A 17,097-nucleotide genomic window follows, 5' to 3' on the forward strand; every position below is an offset into this window, starting at 1 on the left:
CGAGAGCATGCTCAGGTTGCGCGGAAAATTGAAATACACGCTCTGAGCCGGGAACACAGGCATCATTCTTGCAGTTTCGGAGATGATTATCGCCGGGGCACCAGGCGCTTTGCAGGGCCAATCCCATTGCTTTCAGCCGGATACGTCATTCCTATCCGGCGGGAAGGGGGCCAACGATGGTGGTGCCGATTTCGTTCAACCCGAACTATTTTCCCGACCGACCGGGAAAAAAAGTGACGGGACGCAAGGACGAGCAGGTCAATTTCGAAGACTACCTGCTCGAAAAAATCGAGCCTGTCGACAGCAGTCCCGAACCGGGACGGGACCGGGATGATGGTTCCGGAGGGCGGGACGACGCCGGGAAGCGGCAGGACTCAGCGGATGAATCAAACCAGAGGGATTCGCATGGAGGCGACCGACCAGACGGGCCACGGCCGGGGCGACGGATCGACCTGCGGGCCTGATCGATAATGCCGGGAGGTGCCATACCTTGCCCGGCCGGGTTCAAATGAAGAAGAAAAGCGCAATAGACACCCAACGGCTCAAAAGAATCACCCAGGCGATCATCAACCTGCCGACCCTGCCTACGGTCGTGGCCAAGATGATCGAGCTGATCGACGACCCCTCGAGCTCCGCGCGCTCTCTGAGCCGGATTATCAAAACAGACCAGGTTCTCACCGCCAGGGTCCTCCGGCTGGCCAACAGCGCATACTACGGTTTCCCCAATCCGATCGCATCGATCAATCTCGCCATTGTCGTGCTCGGCTTCGACACGATCCGCAACCTCGGACTTTCGGTGGCGGTTATCTCTCGTCTGGCCCGCGCCTCCAGCGACGAGGAACTGCTGGACTACACCCGCTTCTGGGAACACTCGGCCGGAGTGGCGGTGGCAAGCAGGATGCTGGCCAGGATGCACGGCTTCCGCAGCATGGAAAGCGAGGCGTTCGTCGCCGGGCTGATCCACGATATCGGCAAGGTTATTCTCAGCCAGTACCAGACCGCCAATTACAGTAAATGCCTGCGGATAGTCAACGAGCAGGAAATCTCGCTGGCCGCGGCCGAGGAGCGCGTCTTCGGTGTCACCCATGCCGAGGTTGGCAACTGGCTGGCCGGGCGCTGGAACCTGCCCGACGGGTTGAGCGAGGCGATCCGCCTCCACCACATCCCGCTCACAGCCCGTGTCAAGCCCGAGCTGACAGCGATCGTCCATTTCGCCGATATCCTGACCCGCGCAGCCCGGGTCGGCAGCGGCGGCGATCCGCTGATCCCGTCGTTTTACCGCGGCGTGCTGCACCGCCTGCCGCTCCAGCTCGACGAGAACGAAAAGGTGGACCTCCAGTTCTACCTGGCCGAGTACCTGCAGGAGATGGAACAGGTGGACAGTTTCATCAATATCGTCCTGGGACGGCTGCCCAAATCCGAGCCCGACAGCGACGAACTGGAAGGCGACAGCGCCGAAGAAGTGATGAGTGCATGATTTTCCCCTTTCCGGGTCAAATCTCCATTCTTACCATAGGCAATTATTTCCCCGCACAGCACCTCTTTCCCTCAGTGTCTCAGCCCCTTTGGGCAATATAAAAGACTGTAAAGTAATAGGTTGCGCTTTGATCGCCGCGTCGGTCGGTTGGCACGACTATTGCACTTCTACGGCGCATGAAGCTGCGCGGAGAACGCTCCCTGAGCGTGAAACGGTCCGTTTTCCGCCGGAGCAATCGCAAGCGAGCCAACCGAACCGGGGTTTTGCCATGAACAGGTGCTACAGACTGCTTGGGACAGCGCTGCTGGTTATCGTCCTCCCGGCCGCGGCCTTTGCCGCCCAGATCGAGGGTGTCCGGCTGTTCAGCGAACAGGACTATTCCAGGCTGTCGATCAGTTTCGACGGTCCCTTTACGAGCAGCGTGGAAACCAATCCGGCCGGTAAGCTGATCTTCGTCAAGCTCGACGGGGCCGGGATCGACCGCCTGCAGAAGCAGTCCTTCGTTTACGACGACAGCCCGTACCTGGAGTCGGTGAGTTTTCTGCCCCTGGGTTCAGGCGAAGTGGTGGCGAGGGTTCACGCCAGACAGGATTTCCGGCTCAAGACATACGAAACTTCCGAGCCCTACCGTCTGATCCTGGAAATTTCACCGCGTAATACCGAAGCCGCCGAATCCGGTCAGCAGAAAGAGTCCCGTTACTATCAGCACGGTATGGACCAGATGGCAGCCGGGAGTTACAAGGCTGCGCTGATGTCTTTCCGCTCCGCTATCCGCTCGGGCGAACGCGTGGCCGACAGTTACTACCAGGCCGGACGGATCAGGATGAGACTCGGTGAACTGAATAACGCCCGGATCAATTTTTCCCGCGCCGCCGGCAGCCAGCGTTACGGAGGCGAGGCGAGTCTGTACCTGAGCTGGATTCATTTCCAGCAGAACGACCTGGACAGGATGGCCGCCAGTTGGCGTGAGTTTGTCCGTCGCGTCCCCGATGCCGCCGGGCGGTTCAGGATCGCAACCAGCAACCCCGATATCGACTTCCGTGCCCTGGAGGATGCCGCCACCGCCCTGCCTGTCGAAAAAAGCGGGCCGGTCCCCTCACAGAGCGTTACCGCCGCTGCGATCAAGGGCGGCCCCGACGCGGCCTGGTATTTCGAGCAGGGCGTGGCCGCCAAGCAGGGGGGCCGGATGGACGCGGCTGCCGAATTGCTGGAGAAGGCCGTCAAGCTTGACCCCGCCGACAGCGAGACCCATTTTCAACTCGGCGTTGTCTACAAGGCGCTGGGCCGCACACAGGCCAGTGCCAGGCAGTTTCAGCTTTCCCTGGGCGCTGGAGCGGCAGCCGCGCGGGACGGGATGGGTGAGGAGCCGCGGCAGAGCCTCTCGCTGACACCATTGCCCGCGGCCGGTCCGGACGATCAGCCCGCCGGGGCCCCGCTAACTGAAATTCCGTTTTCATCAGCAGTTGAAACAGAGCAAGGCGCGGAGGAGAACTCCGAGGTTCAGACCGAAACCGCCGGGAGTGTTGTCACCGATGACGCGACTCCGCCTCCACCCGCTGCCGCGGAGCAGCCGGATGGAGTACTCGGCGGCATCCGTCAGATGACGGCCGAGATGGTGGACCGCTACGGGATCGGTCTGCTCAGACATCAGGTGATGATCCTGACGGTCCTGATGGGGATTATCTTTCTGCTCACGCTGGCGGCCGAGCGGCTGGTCCGCCGTAAGTTGCGCAATCGTAAAAGTTTTGCCGGTCCGGTCCTGCCCATGCTGACCCCTGCCGCGGCAGTCCCGGGTGGTGGCAGCGCGCCGGTGCGGGTCAACGACCGGCCTGCGGCGGTGCGGAACAACAAGCAGCAGGTTGCCGAGGTACTGGCTCAGGAATTGGAGAGCAAGCGCCGCTCCTCGCGTCCGGTGATCGAGGAAAACGAGGAGCCGCTCGAACTGCAGTTGCGTCCCGTGGGAGAGCGCGGCATGTACGGCGCGGATATCGCCCGCCGGATCAAGGAAGAGTTATCGCCCGAGGGCGGAATCGCGGCACCCGCGGCCTCATCGGTCCTGGCCGGCGGCCGGCGCGACGATATGCAGACCCGTCTGATCCGCCAGCTCAGGAGCAAGAACTGGACGCTCAGCGATATCGCGCAGGAAATGAACCTCAGCCGCGAGGAAATCAAGTGGGCGCTGGCCGGCAGCACAAGTGGCGGCGATGAGGCTGCTGCCCGCGTGGAGCCAGGGGCTGGCGCGGACGCCTACGGCCAGGCGCGCAAACTGGCAGCCAGGGACCCTAAGCGGGCGGAGAGAATCAGCCCGGCCAGGATAGACAGAGAGGTCGATCTTGAACTGGAAATCAATGTCTGAAATGAAGCTTAACGAGCGCACAGGCTCCCGGTTTAACCGCCGGGAAAGCGAAAGCAGGCTGCGCCGGCCCCAGCGGTCCGGCGGCCCGCTGGCGTTGCTCGTGGCGATGGCGCTTTGCATCCCGCAGCTGGCTTCTGTCGTATTGGCCCATGATATCAGCGAGTTGCGAGTGCCGCTGGAGAAACTGGTTTACCCGCCCACGACGCTGACCCTGCTGGACGTGCGCGGCGAACAGGTAAGCTGGCCTTTCGAGATAAACTTCTTCCGCACCGACCTGCTGGCATACCTTCGCTCGGCCGATTACCTGGAGGTCAAGACCGAGAGCGAAGTCGCCGATATAATCGCCCGCAACCGCGCCACTATCCCCGATACGTACGAGCCGGATATCATGACCCGGATCGGGCGGCTGACTCATAGCGACTATGTGGCTTACCTGCGGATGATCGCCATCACCCGCGACCGTCACGACGGATTCGAGATTCCCGTGCTGTTCAAGCGTAACAAGGTAACCTACACTGCCGAGCTTGATCTGGCGGTTGTCAAAATCGAAACCGGAACCTTGCACTACTCGCGAAAGGTGCTCGGTAAGGCCAGCCTGGGCCGTGGCGTAAAGGTATATCCCGTGGTCGAGGACCCGTCGACGCACCTCGATATCCGCCGCAAGGAGGAACTGGGCCGCACCACGATGCAGGACCTGGCCCGCCGCACTTTCGAGGCGCTGATGGAGGGGATCCACAAGGACATGGATACCAAGTATATCTGTTATTGGGACGACGAGGTTCACATCATCGCCGACAAGAGCGGCCTCTGCCCGATCTGCGGCTCCAGGTTGGTCAGGATTCAGAGATAGCGCACACCCTCGCCTGAGAGATCATGGGCATATCCCGGACGGCAGGCCGGCGGAGACGACGGGATGAATCGCGGGGCGGAAAATCACCGTCCCGTTTTTTATTTTCCCGCCGATACGGAACTCAACTTTAATGCCGATTGACCGATTTAAAAGTTATGGTGCAAAAGAACAAAAAAAATTCTCCGGGCATGGAGCTCAATGAACTCGAGATCCTGTTCCGGATCAGCCAGGCAATCGCATCCTGTTCGAGTCCCGAGAAGACCTACGATTCGGTGCTGGATATGCTCGAGGAATTGATGGAGTTCGATTTCGCCGCCCTGTTCATTTACGACGAGAACGGCGGCAGGCTGAACCTCGCAGCCAGCAAGGGTCATGCGGTCGACCTGATCCAGCCGGTCAGCTTCGACATGGGCAACGGCCTGAGCGCCTGGGTAGCCAAGCAGAAACGGCCGATCCTGCTCAGCGAACTTCACAGGGGCAAGATCGAAAGCGAGAACCCGGTCCGCTCGTTCCTCTCGATCCCGCTGCTACTGGGCGAAAAAGTTGTGGGCGTGATGAATTTCGGCCACCATAGGGCCGGTTCGTTCACAAAGCACCACCTGCGTCTGCTCACGATCGCCGCGGGCCAGCTCAGCGTGATTATCGAGCGCACGGTCTATTTCCGCGAACTGGCCGATAAGAATACCGAGCTTGAAAATACCAACCGCGAGCTGGAGGAAACCCGCCAGGCGCTGGTGGAGCAGGAACGGCTGGCCGCGGTGGGCGAGGTGGTGGTAACTGTCAACCACGAGATCAACAACCCCCTGACAGTCATCATCGGCAATGCAGAACTTCTGCTCAAGGACATGGAGCACGCCGACCCGTCGCTGATCTCCCGCCTGGAGCATATCGTTTCCGAAAGCAAGCGGATCGCCGGAATCACCCGCGCCCTCCAGCGTATCGAGAAGCCCTCCACCGAAGACTACCTTCCCGGCGGCGCCAGGATGATCAGCCTCCACGACGCGTGACCGGCCGGAAAAAAGCCGGGACCGCAGGCTGATCCCATAGCGGCTCATACCAAGAGATAAAAATCGAACAAAAGTGGCTCAGCGGTGAGTATAACTACTTGTGGCTGGGGCCGGCCGGGCCTTGCGGGCAATTGGGTTGACATTTCACCACCGGGCAGGTTAAATATTATAATTGTTTGCGGTAACGGGTTATTGAGCGATACTGTCAAGCGGACGACTGTGAAAGCGAGTGATATATGAACGGACGAGACGGCGTAAAAATACTGGTTGCGATGCTGCTGCTGCTGGGCTTGAGCGGAACGGCCGGTTCGCAGTTTTCCGAGGACCGCGGAGCGGGCACCCGCAACTACCAGTTGCTCCAGGAAGTTCTCGACGTGCTGAGCGACCAGTATGTCGACGAAGTGCCGACCGAGGACCTGATCATGGGCGCGGTCGAGGGTCTGGTGGGAAGCCTGGACCCCCACAGCCAGTTGCTCGACAAGCGGCGCCATAACCGTCTGATGGAACAGACCCGCGGCGAGTTCGGCGGGATCGGGATCGAGATCTCGATCCGCGACGATACCCTGACCGTACTCAGCCCGATCCCCGGCACCCCGGCCCATCGCGTGGGATTACAGAGCGGCGACCGGATAGTGAATATCGAGCACGAACCCACCGACGGGATGAGTCTCGAGGACGCGGTCAAGCGCCTGAAAGGCAAGCCGGGCACGAAAGTCAACATCTGGATCAGCCGGGTCGGCATCGACGAGCCGATCCATTTCGAGATCACCCGCGCCATCATTAAGATCGAGAGCCTGCAGGGCAAATTCATGCTGACGCCGGAGATAGGGTATATCAGGCTGGGCGTGTTCAGCGACAAGAGCGGCCGCGAGATGGCCGAAACGATCGTGGAATTGAAAAAGCTGGGGATGAAAAAACTTATTTTCGACCTGCGGGACAACCCGGGCGGCCTGCTGTCGCGGGCCGTGGACGTGGCGGATATCTTCCTGTCCCCCGGCGAGGTGATTGTCTCAACCCGCGGGCGGATCAACAGTTCCAACCAGGTGTTCAAGTCCCGCCGCGCCCCGCTGTGGGAAAGCGGTGCGGTGGTCACGCTCATTTCCGGCGGCAGCGCCAGCGCCAGCGAAATCGTTTCCGGGGCTCTCCAGGATCACGATAAGGCGGTGATCATGGGCACCACCAGCTACGGCAAAGGCTCCGTGCAGACCATTATCGACCTTCGCGACAGCTACGCGCTCAAGCTGACCACAGCCAAGTACTACACTCCCAGCGGCCGCTGTATCCACTCCGACCGCCGGGCGGGCGAGCAACATCACGCGCTGCTTTCGGCCGAGGACACCGCCCACGTGTTCCTCACCGATTCGGGCCGCAAGGTCCGCGGCGGCGGCGGGATCACTCCCGACCTGGTCACCCGGCCCGACAGCATGAGCGAGGCCGAGCGCAAAATTTTCCGTCAGGCCGGCAAGTTCCGCAACCTGCTGTTCCGTTATGCGGTCCAGTTCAAGAACGAACACCCGGAATATATGGACGGGTCGCTGAACAGCGTAACCTACACCGAGAACTTCCGCGAGAAAGTGGTCACGCTGACCGACGGAATGGTCGATAATGTGCGCCGGAGGATGCTCGATGAGGGGTTCGAGCTGACCGAGGAGGAGTTCGCCCAGACGGACGAACTGTTCCGCCACTGGATCTACTATTATATCGCCGACGCCGGCTACGACCGCAACACGGCCCAGCGGGTCTCGGCGGGTTACGACAGCCAGCTCAGGCAGGCCCTGGAACTGCTGCGTTCCGCTCCATCCGAAGGTGATTTTGTGGAGACTGTGCTGGCCGGACGTACGCTGCCGGATACGCTGGAGGCGCAGGCACTTTCCCGCTGACCGCTGAGGGCTGATATCGAATAAACCCGCAGGCGGGGGTGGAAAACCTCCACCTGCTGTTTTCCCCCCCACTGCATATATTATATCCTTAAGAGCTGCCTTTTTTATTCCCGGAGGACCCGCTCGGTGGCTAACCGGAGGGCGAAAGCCGCATTTGTCTATCGCCGGACGCTGATTGTGATTTGCCTGACGATTCCGGGTTTCTGCTCGCAGGCGGCCGCCGGGTTTCACGTTCCCTGGCAGCGACCCGAACCACCGCCGCTCTGTGAGCCTGAACGCGACCGCGGCTATTTCCGTCCCGAGTACGGCGAACTTGCCCAGCGGCTGGACCCTGAAAAACTGGACTGGATTGTCCGTAACTTTCCGGTGCTCGGCTGGCAGGGGATGGATCCCCGCATCTACCGTCCCATGCCTGTGCCCGGCACGCATGAGGAGAGAGGCTTCCGCTACGACCCAATCCTCCGCCACCTTCAGTTGGAAGCCATCTTCCATTTCGGCCCGGAAAAAGGCAACGGCACACTGATCGAGGACGCCATCTGGGTAGATAGCGACCGCATGCTGACAGTCAACCGCGGGTCGGACAACCTGTCCCTGGTCGATATCAGTCAGCCTGACCTGATCGGTACCTTTGATGCCCCCAGGGGGATCACCGCGTTCGAGATCAACCGCCAGGCTGACGAGCTATATCTGGTCGAGAGCGGGACCAATGGGATGCTGATTTTTGCCCTCGATGGCGGCTCCTCGCCGGTGGACACGTTGCGACTGGATTTTACCCCCGGCGCGGTACTTCAGAGTCCGGGAGACCGATACCTGTATTTTACCGACGAGGCCGCGCAATCTATTGTCCGCTATGACCTTATCGGCGAAAGCGAGGCTGCTTACCTACAGGTTGATTTGCGGCCGCCGCTGTTCATGGCTGCCCACCTTCCGAGCGAAACGATCGTGCTGGTCAGCCGCGAGGACGGACAGGTGCGGCTGGTGGACATGGACCGGTTCGCGCAGCGCCCGGACCGCCTGAGTGCGGGCAAAGCGGTTACGCGTTTGGCCGTGAGCGATGATGACGATGAGCTTTACCTGATTTCCGCCGCCGATTGCAGCCGCTCGGAAATCCACGTCCTGACTGTCGAGCAGCGCGCGTTTACCATTCGCCTGCTGGCCGTGCTGTCAGGGTCGGTGCGGGGGCTGGCCGCTCCGGAGGGCGGTGGAGAGGTGTACGCGGTGGCGGGGGAGGGATTGTACCGTATCGACCCTGCCGGTCGTGGCCGTCCCAAACGGGTGGATCTCGGCGAGAGCGCGCGCGGAGTGGCTGTCGGCAAGGACCGCGTATTCGTCTCCGCCGGACTGGACCATGTTTTTGCGCTGGATAGAAAACTTGAGAATCAACCGGAGCGGGTCCGGGTAGAGATGGGCCCGGGGCCGCTGCTGCTGCGCGACGGCAAACTCCATACAGTCAACTGCCTCTCCAACTCGATCACGGTGCTGAACGAAAAGGACCTTGAGGAAGAGGTCTCGGTGCTGCTGGGCGTGCTGCTGGGCCGGATGTACTACCGCGACCCGCTGATCGTGGTCAACAACCTGTTTCGCAACAACGTGATGGTGCTCGATCCGGAATCCTACCGGATCGAAGAGATTATCGAGGCGGGCGGCAGCATTCACTACGACGCAGTTGCAAACGCCTACGCAGTCTTCGGCGACAGCCTGGTTACCCGGCTGCCCTCTCCGCCCAGCGCGGCGGCGCTGAACTCGTACCATGACTTTTCCGACGGGGTTCGGCTTTTTATTCAGGCCGGGGCTGGGGACCGTTATGTGGTAGTCGACCAGAACCGCTTTATCAGCCGGATCGACCTGTCGAGCAATTTCCGTCGCGGCGCTATCCCGCTGCCCGCGCCCGCACTCGGCCTGGCCGCGCTGGAGGATACGGCTTACGTGCTGGCCGAGCGGGAAATGTACAGTTTTACGCTGGACGACAACGTGGGCTTCGACCGCACCTGGAGCGTACGGCCCGCACGGTTCAGTCCGCCGTGGCTGGCGGCTGACGGGTTCAGCCCCGGCCGGGGCAGCCTGCTCAAGTATGTCGCCGGCACCCGTCTGCTGGACGTGTTCACCGCCCGCGGCGATATCTCGGTGATCCGCAACGACCCCGACACCACGTTGTCCTGGGTGGCGGCCGGTGGCACGGTCTACGTCTTCGACTCGGTCAAAGCGCAATTGCTCACTTCGTACAATCTCCGCTGGAACATCCTCGATATTATCCTGCCGGCCTTTGGGCGAAACGCCTATGCTGTCGCAACCGACCAGGTGGTGGCTTTCGACCGCCGGACCCTGCTGCGCTACGATGATATCCGCGCCGGGGGACAGCCGGTGTATGCCCGCGGCGATTACCTGTTTCTGCTCCACCCCGATTTCAACCGCCGCCTGGTTGTGGCCGACGGGACGCGGGGGGACGTCTACCAGGAACTGGAGTTGCCGCTGGTGCCCACCGACGCCGCCGCCAGCGACGAGCGCCTGTTCCTGCTCGGGGCCGCCCAGGGTTCGATCGCGATCTTCGTCAACTGGATCGACAGCGCACGCCTGCCGCGCTCGGCCGACGGCCGTGTCTGGGACCCCCAGGCCGACCGCCGCGCCGGGTATCACCGGTAAAGCTATATATTCCAGATAACTATAAAGGTAAGGCCCATGGCCAGGTCTTGCCCCCTGCTGTAAAGAAAGACCGCCTCCTCCTTTGACAAATCACTCGCCTTTTATTATTTATAGTAATTCCAGTCACCGCGGGCTGGTGCGGTCCGCGTCCATATCAATTTTGGATGATCGAGCGACCATGGGTAAGATACTTGATTACACAGGACTTACGTTCGATGATGTAATGCTCGTACCCCGCAGGAGCGATGTTCTGCCCAACGAGACCGACCTGTCAACCCAGTTCACCAGAAAAATCCGCCTCAATGTCCCGCTGATCAGCGCGGCGATGGATACGGTCACCGAGAGCGAGATGGCGATCGCCATGGCCCGCTCCGGCGGCGTGGGCGTGATCCACAAGAATATGCCTATCGAGCGCCAGGCGGAGCAGGTGCGGCTGGTCAAGCGCAGTGAGAGCGCGATAGTCGACAATCCGCTTACCCTGCCGCCGGACGCGCGGCTCAAAGACGCCTGCGAGGTGATGAAGCGCCACAACGTCTCCGGAATCCCGATCACCGAGCGTGACGGGACGCTGGTGGGCATTGTCACCCACCGCGACATGCTGTTCGAGGTCGATATGGAGATCCCGTTGAGCGAGCTGATGACCAGCGGCGACGACCTGATCAGCGTCAGCGAGGGGATCAGCCTCGAAGAAGCACAGCAGATCCTGCACAAGAACAGGATCGAAAAACTGCCGATTGTCGATTCAGCGGGAAAACTCAAGGCGCTGGTGACTGTCAAGGACCTGGTGAAGCGGACCATGTTCCCCAATTCCAGCAAGGACGACAGGGGCCGGCTGATCGCCGCCGCCGCGGTGGGCACCGGCAGCGACACAGTGGACCGCGCCATGGGTCTGCGCGAGGAGGAAGTGGACGTGGTGGTTGTCGACACCGCTCACGGGCACAGCAGCAAGGTGCTGGAGATGGTGGGTACGCTGCGCGATATCCTGAGCGGCGTAGAACTGGTGGCCGGTAATGTCGCCACGGCCGAGGCGGTCAAGGACCTGGTCGGCCTTGGCGTGGATGCGGTCAAGGTCGGGATCGGACCCGGCTCGATCTGCACCACCCGCGTGGTCGCCGGTGTGGGCGTTCCCCAGCTTTCGGCGGTGATGAGCTGCGCCGAGGAGGCCGCCAGGCACGGTGTGCCGATTATTGCCGACGGCGGAGTCCGCTATTCGGGCGACGTGGTCAAGGCGCTGGCGGCCGGGGCGCAGACAGTGATGCTGGGCAGCCTGCTGGCCGGCACCGAGGAAAGCCCCGGCGAAACCGTCCTGTACCAGGGCAGGACGTTCAAGGTTTACCGTGGGATGGGTTCGCTGGGCGCGATGAATCAGGGCAGCAAGGACCGTTACGCCCAGGAGGACACCGATTCATCCAAGCTCGTTCCCGAGGGTATCGAGGGCCGGGTGCCGTTCAAGGGCAAGGTATCGGACACGATTCACCAGCTCACCGGCGGCCTTCGCTCCGGCATGGGCTACTGCGGGGTGAGGACGATCGCTGAACTCAGCTCCGAGACCAGGTTCCTGCACTGCACGATCCAGGGCACCCGGGAGAGCCACCCCCACGATGTGACTATCACCCGCGAGGCGCCGAACTACTCGCTGGACTGAGATAAATAAAGTGAACGGACACACTCTTCGCGTTGGCGAGATCAGTTTCACCAACTGCGAAAACATATTCTACTGCCTCAAGAACCGCTGCCGCCCGGACGGTGTCTCCTACCATCGCGGGCCGCCGGCCGTGCTGAACTGCATGCTGCGGGCCGGTGAGCTCGACCTTTCGCTTTCCAGCTCCATCGAATACGCTCGCGAGGCCGGGCAATATTTCGTACTGCCTGATTTCGGGATCGGCTCCAGGGGCGAGTTGCCCAGTATCCGCCTCTTCAGCCGCCGTCCGCTGGACCGTCTCGACGGCTGCCGGGTCGGGCTGTCCGCCGAGAGCGCCACCACTGTCGCCCTCTGCCAGGTGATTCTCGGCAGCCTGCTGGGCTATACCAACGAATACCGCACCCTCGTCACCGATCTGGGGCGCGGCATGGAGCAGGTGGATGCGATGGTGTTGATCGGGGACAAGGCCCTGGCTGCCGATTCACACGCGGACAGCGAGGACCTGTTTTCCTACGACCTCAGCATGCTCTGGCGGCAGCACACGGGGCTGCCGTTCGTGTTTGCGCTCTGGATCGTTCGCAGGGACTCCGTAGACAGCCTGGCAGGGCAGCTTGCCGGGTTCTGGCAGGCCCTTCAGTGCGCGCATCGGGAGCTGGAAAATCCAACTGAAGAAATGATCCGGCAGGTGCTGGAGAAAAGGCCGTTTCTCACCCGCAACTCGCTGCTGGCCTACTGGGACACTATCGCTTACCGCCTGAGCCCGCGGCACATGGAAGGGCTGCGGCTGTTCTATTCGCTGGCCGCCGGGGCGGGACTGATCTCGCGCGCGCCGGAGATAGAGCTGCTCGATCCCGCCAGACACTGTTCCCCCGCCTGAATTGGCGCGATTGCCGGCTTGGCCCTTGCTCGCCGGTTGGATTGAGCGGGCAACTCCTCTGCCTCGCTATCTGCTGAGTTTAACCGGAGGACAGCCGTGAAACTCTACATTTTCGGTGAACGCTACCGCTCTCCGGTTTTTGCCGCCGCCTGGATGGCTGCCACGATCCTGGCTGCCCATCTGCTGGAATTTCTGGCGCCCGGCAGATGGCTTCTGCCTGCGGCCGCGGGAGCCGGGTTCTGGCTGCTGTTTGTCCATCCGCTGCGGGGCGGCGAGTACGCCCGCGCTATCCGTTATGCCCTGGGTTGGGCCGGGATGATGGTGCTGGTGCAGGTGACTCTGACCCTGCTCTGGCCGGGTGCGATGGAGGAAAACGTGATCCGCGCCGCCGCTTACCGCGACGAGATGTTCCACTGGATTCGCACCGGCGAGGGACCGGAGGGTGATATCGCGCAGTTCCTGCCGGTCCATATCAGGCATTTCGCCATTTTCTGCCTGCTCAGCCTGACCTCGGGAGGCCTGCTGGGCCTGATGATGGGTGCGGTGCTGCTGGGCTACATGAACTTCTATGCCGGCTCGCTGATCGCCGCATCCGCGGGCAGCCCCGTGGCGATCCTGCTTGCCTGGCAGGTCTGGGCTGTCGTGCGGGTTACCGGGTATATTGTAGCCGGGGCCGCGCTGGGCGGCGCTCTGCTTCATCAGCGGAATGATATCGGAGCTAAGAAAAAAACAATCATACGCTGGCTGACTCTGGCCTTGGCGCTGATTGTCGCCGATGTCGCGCTCAAGTGGGCGCTGGCCGGCGTCTATCAGCAGGCGCTCAACGGAGCTCTCGGCGGATGAGCGTATCCGGACAACCGCTCGTGCCGTTCGATTTGCCGCTCTGCCGTGGCAGGCTGATCCGCCGCTACAAGCGTTTCCTGGCCGATGTTGAGTTCGAGGACGGGCGCATAGCCACTGTCCATACGCCCAACACCGGCTCGATGAAGACCTGCAGCGATCCGGGCAGCGAGGTGATTGTATCCGACAGCGGCAACCCCAAGCGCAAGCTGCCGCTCACCCTCGAGTTGGTCCGGGTCGCTCCGGGCGAGCACGGCTGGGCGGGAGTCAACACCTCGCTGCCGAACCGGCTGGTGGCGGCGGCAATCGAAGCGGGCATGGTATCCGAATTGACCGGTTACGCTCGCTTGCGCCGCGAGGTGAACGTGGAGCAGGGCAGCCGGCTGGACCTCATGCTCACTGACGGTCCCGGCGGCGGGCGCTGCCTGGTGGAAGTGAAAAACGTGACGATGGTATCCGGCCGGGCCGCTGTGTTTCCCGACGCGGTTACCGAACGGGGACGCAGGCACCTCCAGGTGCTTGCCCGTGCAGTGGAGCGCGGGGAGCGCGCAGTGATCTTTTTTCTGGTGCAGCGGCCCGACTGTGAGGTATTTTCCACCGCCGACAGTATCGACCCGGCCTACGGCGAGACCCTGCGCGAGGTGACCTCCCGGGGAGTGGAACTGCTGGCCTACCGTTCCGTGCTGGGGCTTGACGGAGCGAGGATCGAGAGCGGCCCAATGACCTACGTACCCGCCCCGGAGCTTGGCGGCGAAAAATGATAAATCACCTAATCGTAATAGATAATTCAATGTGGAGAACAAAATGAGCCGGAAGATTTTTTTGCCGTTGTTTGCCCTGCTGCTCCTGCTTGGCGCTGTCAGCGTGGTCTCGGCTGCGGATGAGCTGATCAAGGCCAGGTTCACTGTCGACAGGCACAGCGTGCGGATCGGCGAGCAAGTGAATTTCGACGCCGGCATCTCCTCGCCCGGCGAGGAACGGGAGATGTCCACCTACTACTGGCAGTTCAGCGGCATGGACCGGGTCGGGGTCGATATCCACGGCGAGCAGGTGACCCACGTGTTCAACCACACGGGCGCCTACACGGTCAGGCTGATAGTCGAGAACGATATCGGCGAGCGCGACCAGGCGGTGGCCTTTGTCGAGGTGCTGCCCGACACCGACGACGGCCTGTCGATTACGAGCAATTTCGAGGGCGGCAAGACCGGCGTATTGATGGCCTCGGAACATGATTTCTGCTTCCGGCTCGAATGGGGAGGCCAGTTCTATTTCCGGCTCGACAATTGCGCGGGTAAACCGGTCAGCCTGAAAATTATCGGCTACGGCCCGAACCGCCTGCAACTGCCGTCGGTCACACCTTACGCCCGCGACTACTCGTTCGACGAGAAATTCGTGATGATGGCCAGCACGGACTACATGGCCCCGGACTGGCAGCCGCTGGAGGATGCCCGGTATACCTACGACGAAGAGACCGCCTCGCTGGTGGTGGAGTTCACCCCGTCGGCGAATTCGGTCTACCTGGCCTGGGCGCCCGTTTATACGCCCGGCCGTCTGGAAGAGATGCTCGACCGCTGGGAGGACCGCGAGGAGGTCGAGATATCGATTATCGGCCTGTCGGTGGAGGGCCGCCCGGTTTACTCGATGATTGTCACCGGCACGGACGGCGAACTTGAGGACAAGAAGGTTATCGCGATCACCGGCAACCAGCACGCATACGAGATGGCTGCCGGCTGGGTGATCGAGGGGATCATGGAGACCCTGTTCGCCGACAACGACTCCTCGCGCGCCATGCTGGAGCAGTGCGTGTTCGTGATGGTGCCGATGGTCAATCCGGACGGGGTGTTCCGCGGCGGCTACCGTTACAACATGAACGACATCGACCTCAACCGCAACTGGAACGACGAGGCGCTCAACGACTGGGACAGCGCCCTGCCGGAGCCCGAAGTCGCCACGGCCCAGCGCTTCCTGAGAGAATGGATGGCCGACGTGGGCCGGATGGACTTCTTCTTCGACTTCCACTGCCTGACCGCGATCGCCAACAACCTGCTGATGATCCGCGCCGGTCTGGACAGCATACAGGTGGAGGTCAGGGAAGCCCAGGAAAAGTTCACCGACCTGTTCAGCAAACGCTGGCAGTGGAGACGCGGTATCGACGACGGGCTCTCCGGCGGAGCATGCGGCTGGGCGGCGGAGATGTGGGCCAGGGAGTACGGTGTGAAGAGTTTCACCCCCGAGCACTGCCTGGGCTGGATCAGGCGCGCCGGCGGCGAGCCGATGAAAGCGCGGCCGGAGTTGTGGCGCGAACTGGGCGCGGATTACGTGTGGGTGCTGCGGGAGTTTTTCCGCTCGGAGGAGTAGTTTCCGGCTTTTTACTTACCTTTGAAACTTACACGCCCCGTCCCGGCATGCCGTGGACACCCCTCTTGACAGCGGGGATTTTGGATCGGAATTTTGTTGAGTGACATGGAGGGGCGGACCCATGTGTCCGCCCTTTTTATCCTTGCCAAAATAATTCTACCGCTTCCTCATTTCCTCGGCAACAGCCTCGTTAAGCCAGTCCGGGACCTCGTCCAGGTCAGCCCAGACGTAAGGAATCTTGAACATCTCCGGCCCGATTGCGGCGGTCACCAGCTCGGTGCGGAACAACTCGGCTCCGGCGATTATTTCGCCCTGGGGACTCATGATAAAACTGTCGCCGTAGCCGGGGGAGTCGGGCTTGGCGGTGACCACCACGTTGGAGCGCACCACCGCCAGTTTCATCAGGCAGGCCAGGCCCACGTGGCAGTTGCGCACCCACTTGCGGTGGTCGTCGACCGTCTGCGGCCCGATGCTGTTGTAGTGGGGGGTGAACAGGATTTCGGCCCCCCGCAGCTTGGCCAGCAGCGCCGGGTGGGGGAACGAGGTATCGTGGCAGATCACGACCGAGAACCGGGCGCCGTGGCTTTCGAATACGGGCACGTCCCGGCCCGGGGCGAATTTCATCCTGTCCCGGTCGCTGCCGGTGAGCATGCATTTGTCGTAGGTCCCCAGCAGGTTGCCGCCCTCGATCACCAGCACGGTGTTCCAAATCACATCGCCGGTCCGCCGGGCGATCCCCACCAGCACGGTCATCCCGTGCTCGGCGCTCTCGGCGATAAATTCCCGCACGGCCGGGTCGTCGAGACTCCGCGCACCTTTCTTCACTGTTTCCAGGTCACCGTAGCCGGAGAGGAACGTTTCGGGGAAGACGACGAAATCGCTGCCCCGTTCCCGCGCCAGCCGGACAACCTCGCGGACCGTGGCCAGGTTGGCCTCGAAATCCCCGTCGGCGCAGGGTCCCTGCCAGGTGCTGATCACCACTTCTCGTTCCAGGGCCATCAGCGATGGGTTTGCCATGAATGCCCAGCATATCGCGGCGATTATTACTGATATTCCGTATCTCAGACGGTTCATGTCCGGTTCTCCTCTGGCCGATAGGTAGAAGTAATGCAATCGCGCTCAAGCTGCTCAACTATATATCCCTGAATAATTCCCGGCAAGAGTTAAGCT

The 17,097-nt window shown here is 61.8% G+C and carries 13 protein-coding genes and 1 pseudogene (1 of these 14 running past the window's edge); 13 read left to right on the top strand and 1 reads right to left on the bottom strand.

Annotated elements, in window-relative coordinates; genetic code table 11:
• From FVQ81_12975 to FVQ81_13035, 13 genes and pseudogenes are all read left to right on the top strand, one after another.
• Positions 1-32 (top strand): annotated as a pseudogene (locus tag FVQ81_12975) (FliA/WhiG family RNA polymerase sigma factor); it begins 769 nt to the left of the window's first position.
• A gap of 144 nt (positions 33-176) precedes the next feature.
• Positions 177-464: a hypothetical protein gene (locus FVQ81_12980; GenBank protein MBW7997461.1), complete on the top strand. Its 288-nt coding sequence runs from the start codon at positions 177-179 to the stop codon at positions 462-464.
• Positions 465-508: 44 nt separating this feature from the next.
• Positions 509-1,477 carry an HDOD domain-containing protein gene (locus tag FVQ81_12985; protein ID MBW7997462.1) on the top strand — a complete coding sequence of 323 codons (969 nt, stop codon included), beginning with the start codon at positions 509-511 and terminating at the stop codon, positions 1,475-1,477.
• A gap of 268 nt (positions 1,478-1,745) precedes the next feature.
• The gene (locus FVQ81_12990; GenBank protein ID MBW7997463.1) at positions 1,746-3,833 is read left to right on the top strand and encodes a tetratricopeptide repeat protein; all 2,088 of its coding nucleotides are present in this window, start codon (positions 1,746-1,748) and stop codon (positions 3,831-3,833) included.
• Positions 3,826-4,683 (top strand): hypothetical protein, encoded by an 858-nt coding sequence (locus tag FVQ81_12995; GenBank protein ID MBW7997464.1) that lies wholly within the window; start codon positions 3,826-3,828, stop codon positions 4,681-4,683. The genes FVQ81_12990 and FVQ81_12995 overlap by 8 nt, the downstream gene beginning before the upstream one ends.
• Positions 4,684-4,838: 155 nt before the next feature.
• Positions 4,839-5,690 carry a GAF domain-containing protein gene (locus FVQ81_13000; protein MBW7997465.1) on the top strand — a complete coding sequence of 284 codons (852 nt, stop codon included), beginning with the start codon at positions 4,839-4,841 and terminating at the stop codon, positions 5,688-5,690.
• 236 nt (positions 5,691-5,926) lie between these two features.
• Entirely contained in the window at positions 5,927-7,570 is a 1,644-nt protein-coding gene (locus FVQ81_13005; GenBank protein MBW7997466.1) for a S41 family peptidase, read from the top strand.
• A gap of 126 nt (positions 7,571-7,696) precedes the next feature.
• Positions 7,697-10,210, top strand: a complete 2,514-nt coding sequence (locus FVQ81_13010) for a hypothetical protein (protein MBW7997467.1) — start codon at positions 7,697-7,699, stop codon at positions 10,208-10,210.
• Between the two features lie 178 nt (positions 10,211-10,388).
• The gene (guaB, locus tag FVQ81_13015; GenBank protein MBW7997468.1) at positions 10,389-11,855 is read left to right on the top strand and encodes an IMP dehydrogenase; all 1,467 of its coding nucleotides are present in this window, start codon (positions 10,389-10,391) and stop codon (positions 11,853-11,855) included.
• Position 11,856: 1 nt separating this feature from the next.
• Entirely contained in the window at positions 11,857-12,729 is an 873-nt protein-coding gene (locus tag FVQ81_13020; protein ID MBW7997469.1) for a menaquinone biosynthesis protein, read from the top strand.
• A gap of 96 nt (positions 12,730-12,825) precedes the next feature.
• A complete protein-coding gene (locus tag FVQ81_13025; protein MBW7997470.1) occupies positions 12,826-13,572 on the top strand; it encodes a hypothetical protein in 747 nt (248 codons plus the stop codon).
• Positions 13,569-14,330, top strand: coding sequence for a DNA/RNA nuclease SfsA (sfsA, locus tag FVQ81_13030; protein MBW7997471.1), 762 nt, complete (start codon positions 13,569-13,571; stop codon positions 14,328-14,330). Before FVQ81_13025 ends, sfsA begins: the two co-directional genes overlap by 4 nt.
• A 43-nt stretch (positions 14,331-14,373) precedes the next feature.
• Positions 14,374-15,927 carry a PKD domain-containing protein gene (locus FVQ81_13035; protein ID MBW7997472.1) on the top strand — a complete coding sequence of 518 codons (1,554 nt, stop codon included), beginning with the start codon at positions 14,374-14,376 and terminating at the stop codon, positions 15,925-15,927.
• Between the two features lie 156 nt (positions 15,928-16,083).
• On the opposite strand, the gene FVQ81_13040 is transcribed toward FVQ81_13035, so the two are convergent.
• Complete coding sequence (locus FVQ81_13040) at positions 16,084-17,001, bottom strand: carbon-nitrogen hydrolase family protein (protein ID MBW7997473.1); 918 nt, start codon at positions 16,999-17,001, stop codon at positions 16,084-16,086.
• Between the last annotated feature and the right edge of the window lie 96 nt (positions 17,002-17,097).

This window comes from Candidatus Glassbacteria bacterium, assembly GCA_019456185.1.
Taxonomy (GTDB): Bacteria; Gemmatimonadota; Glassbacteria; order GWA2-58-10; family GWA2-58-10; genus JAJRTS01.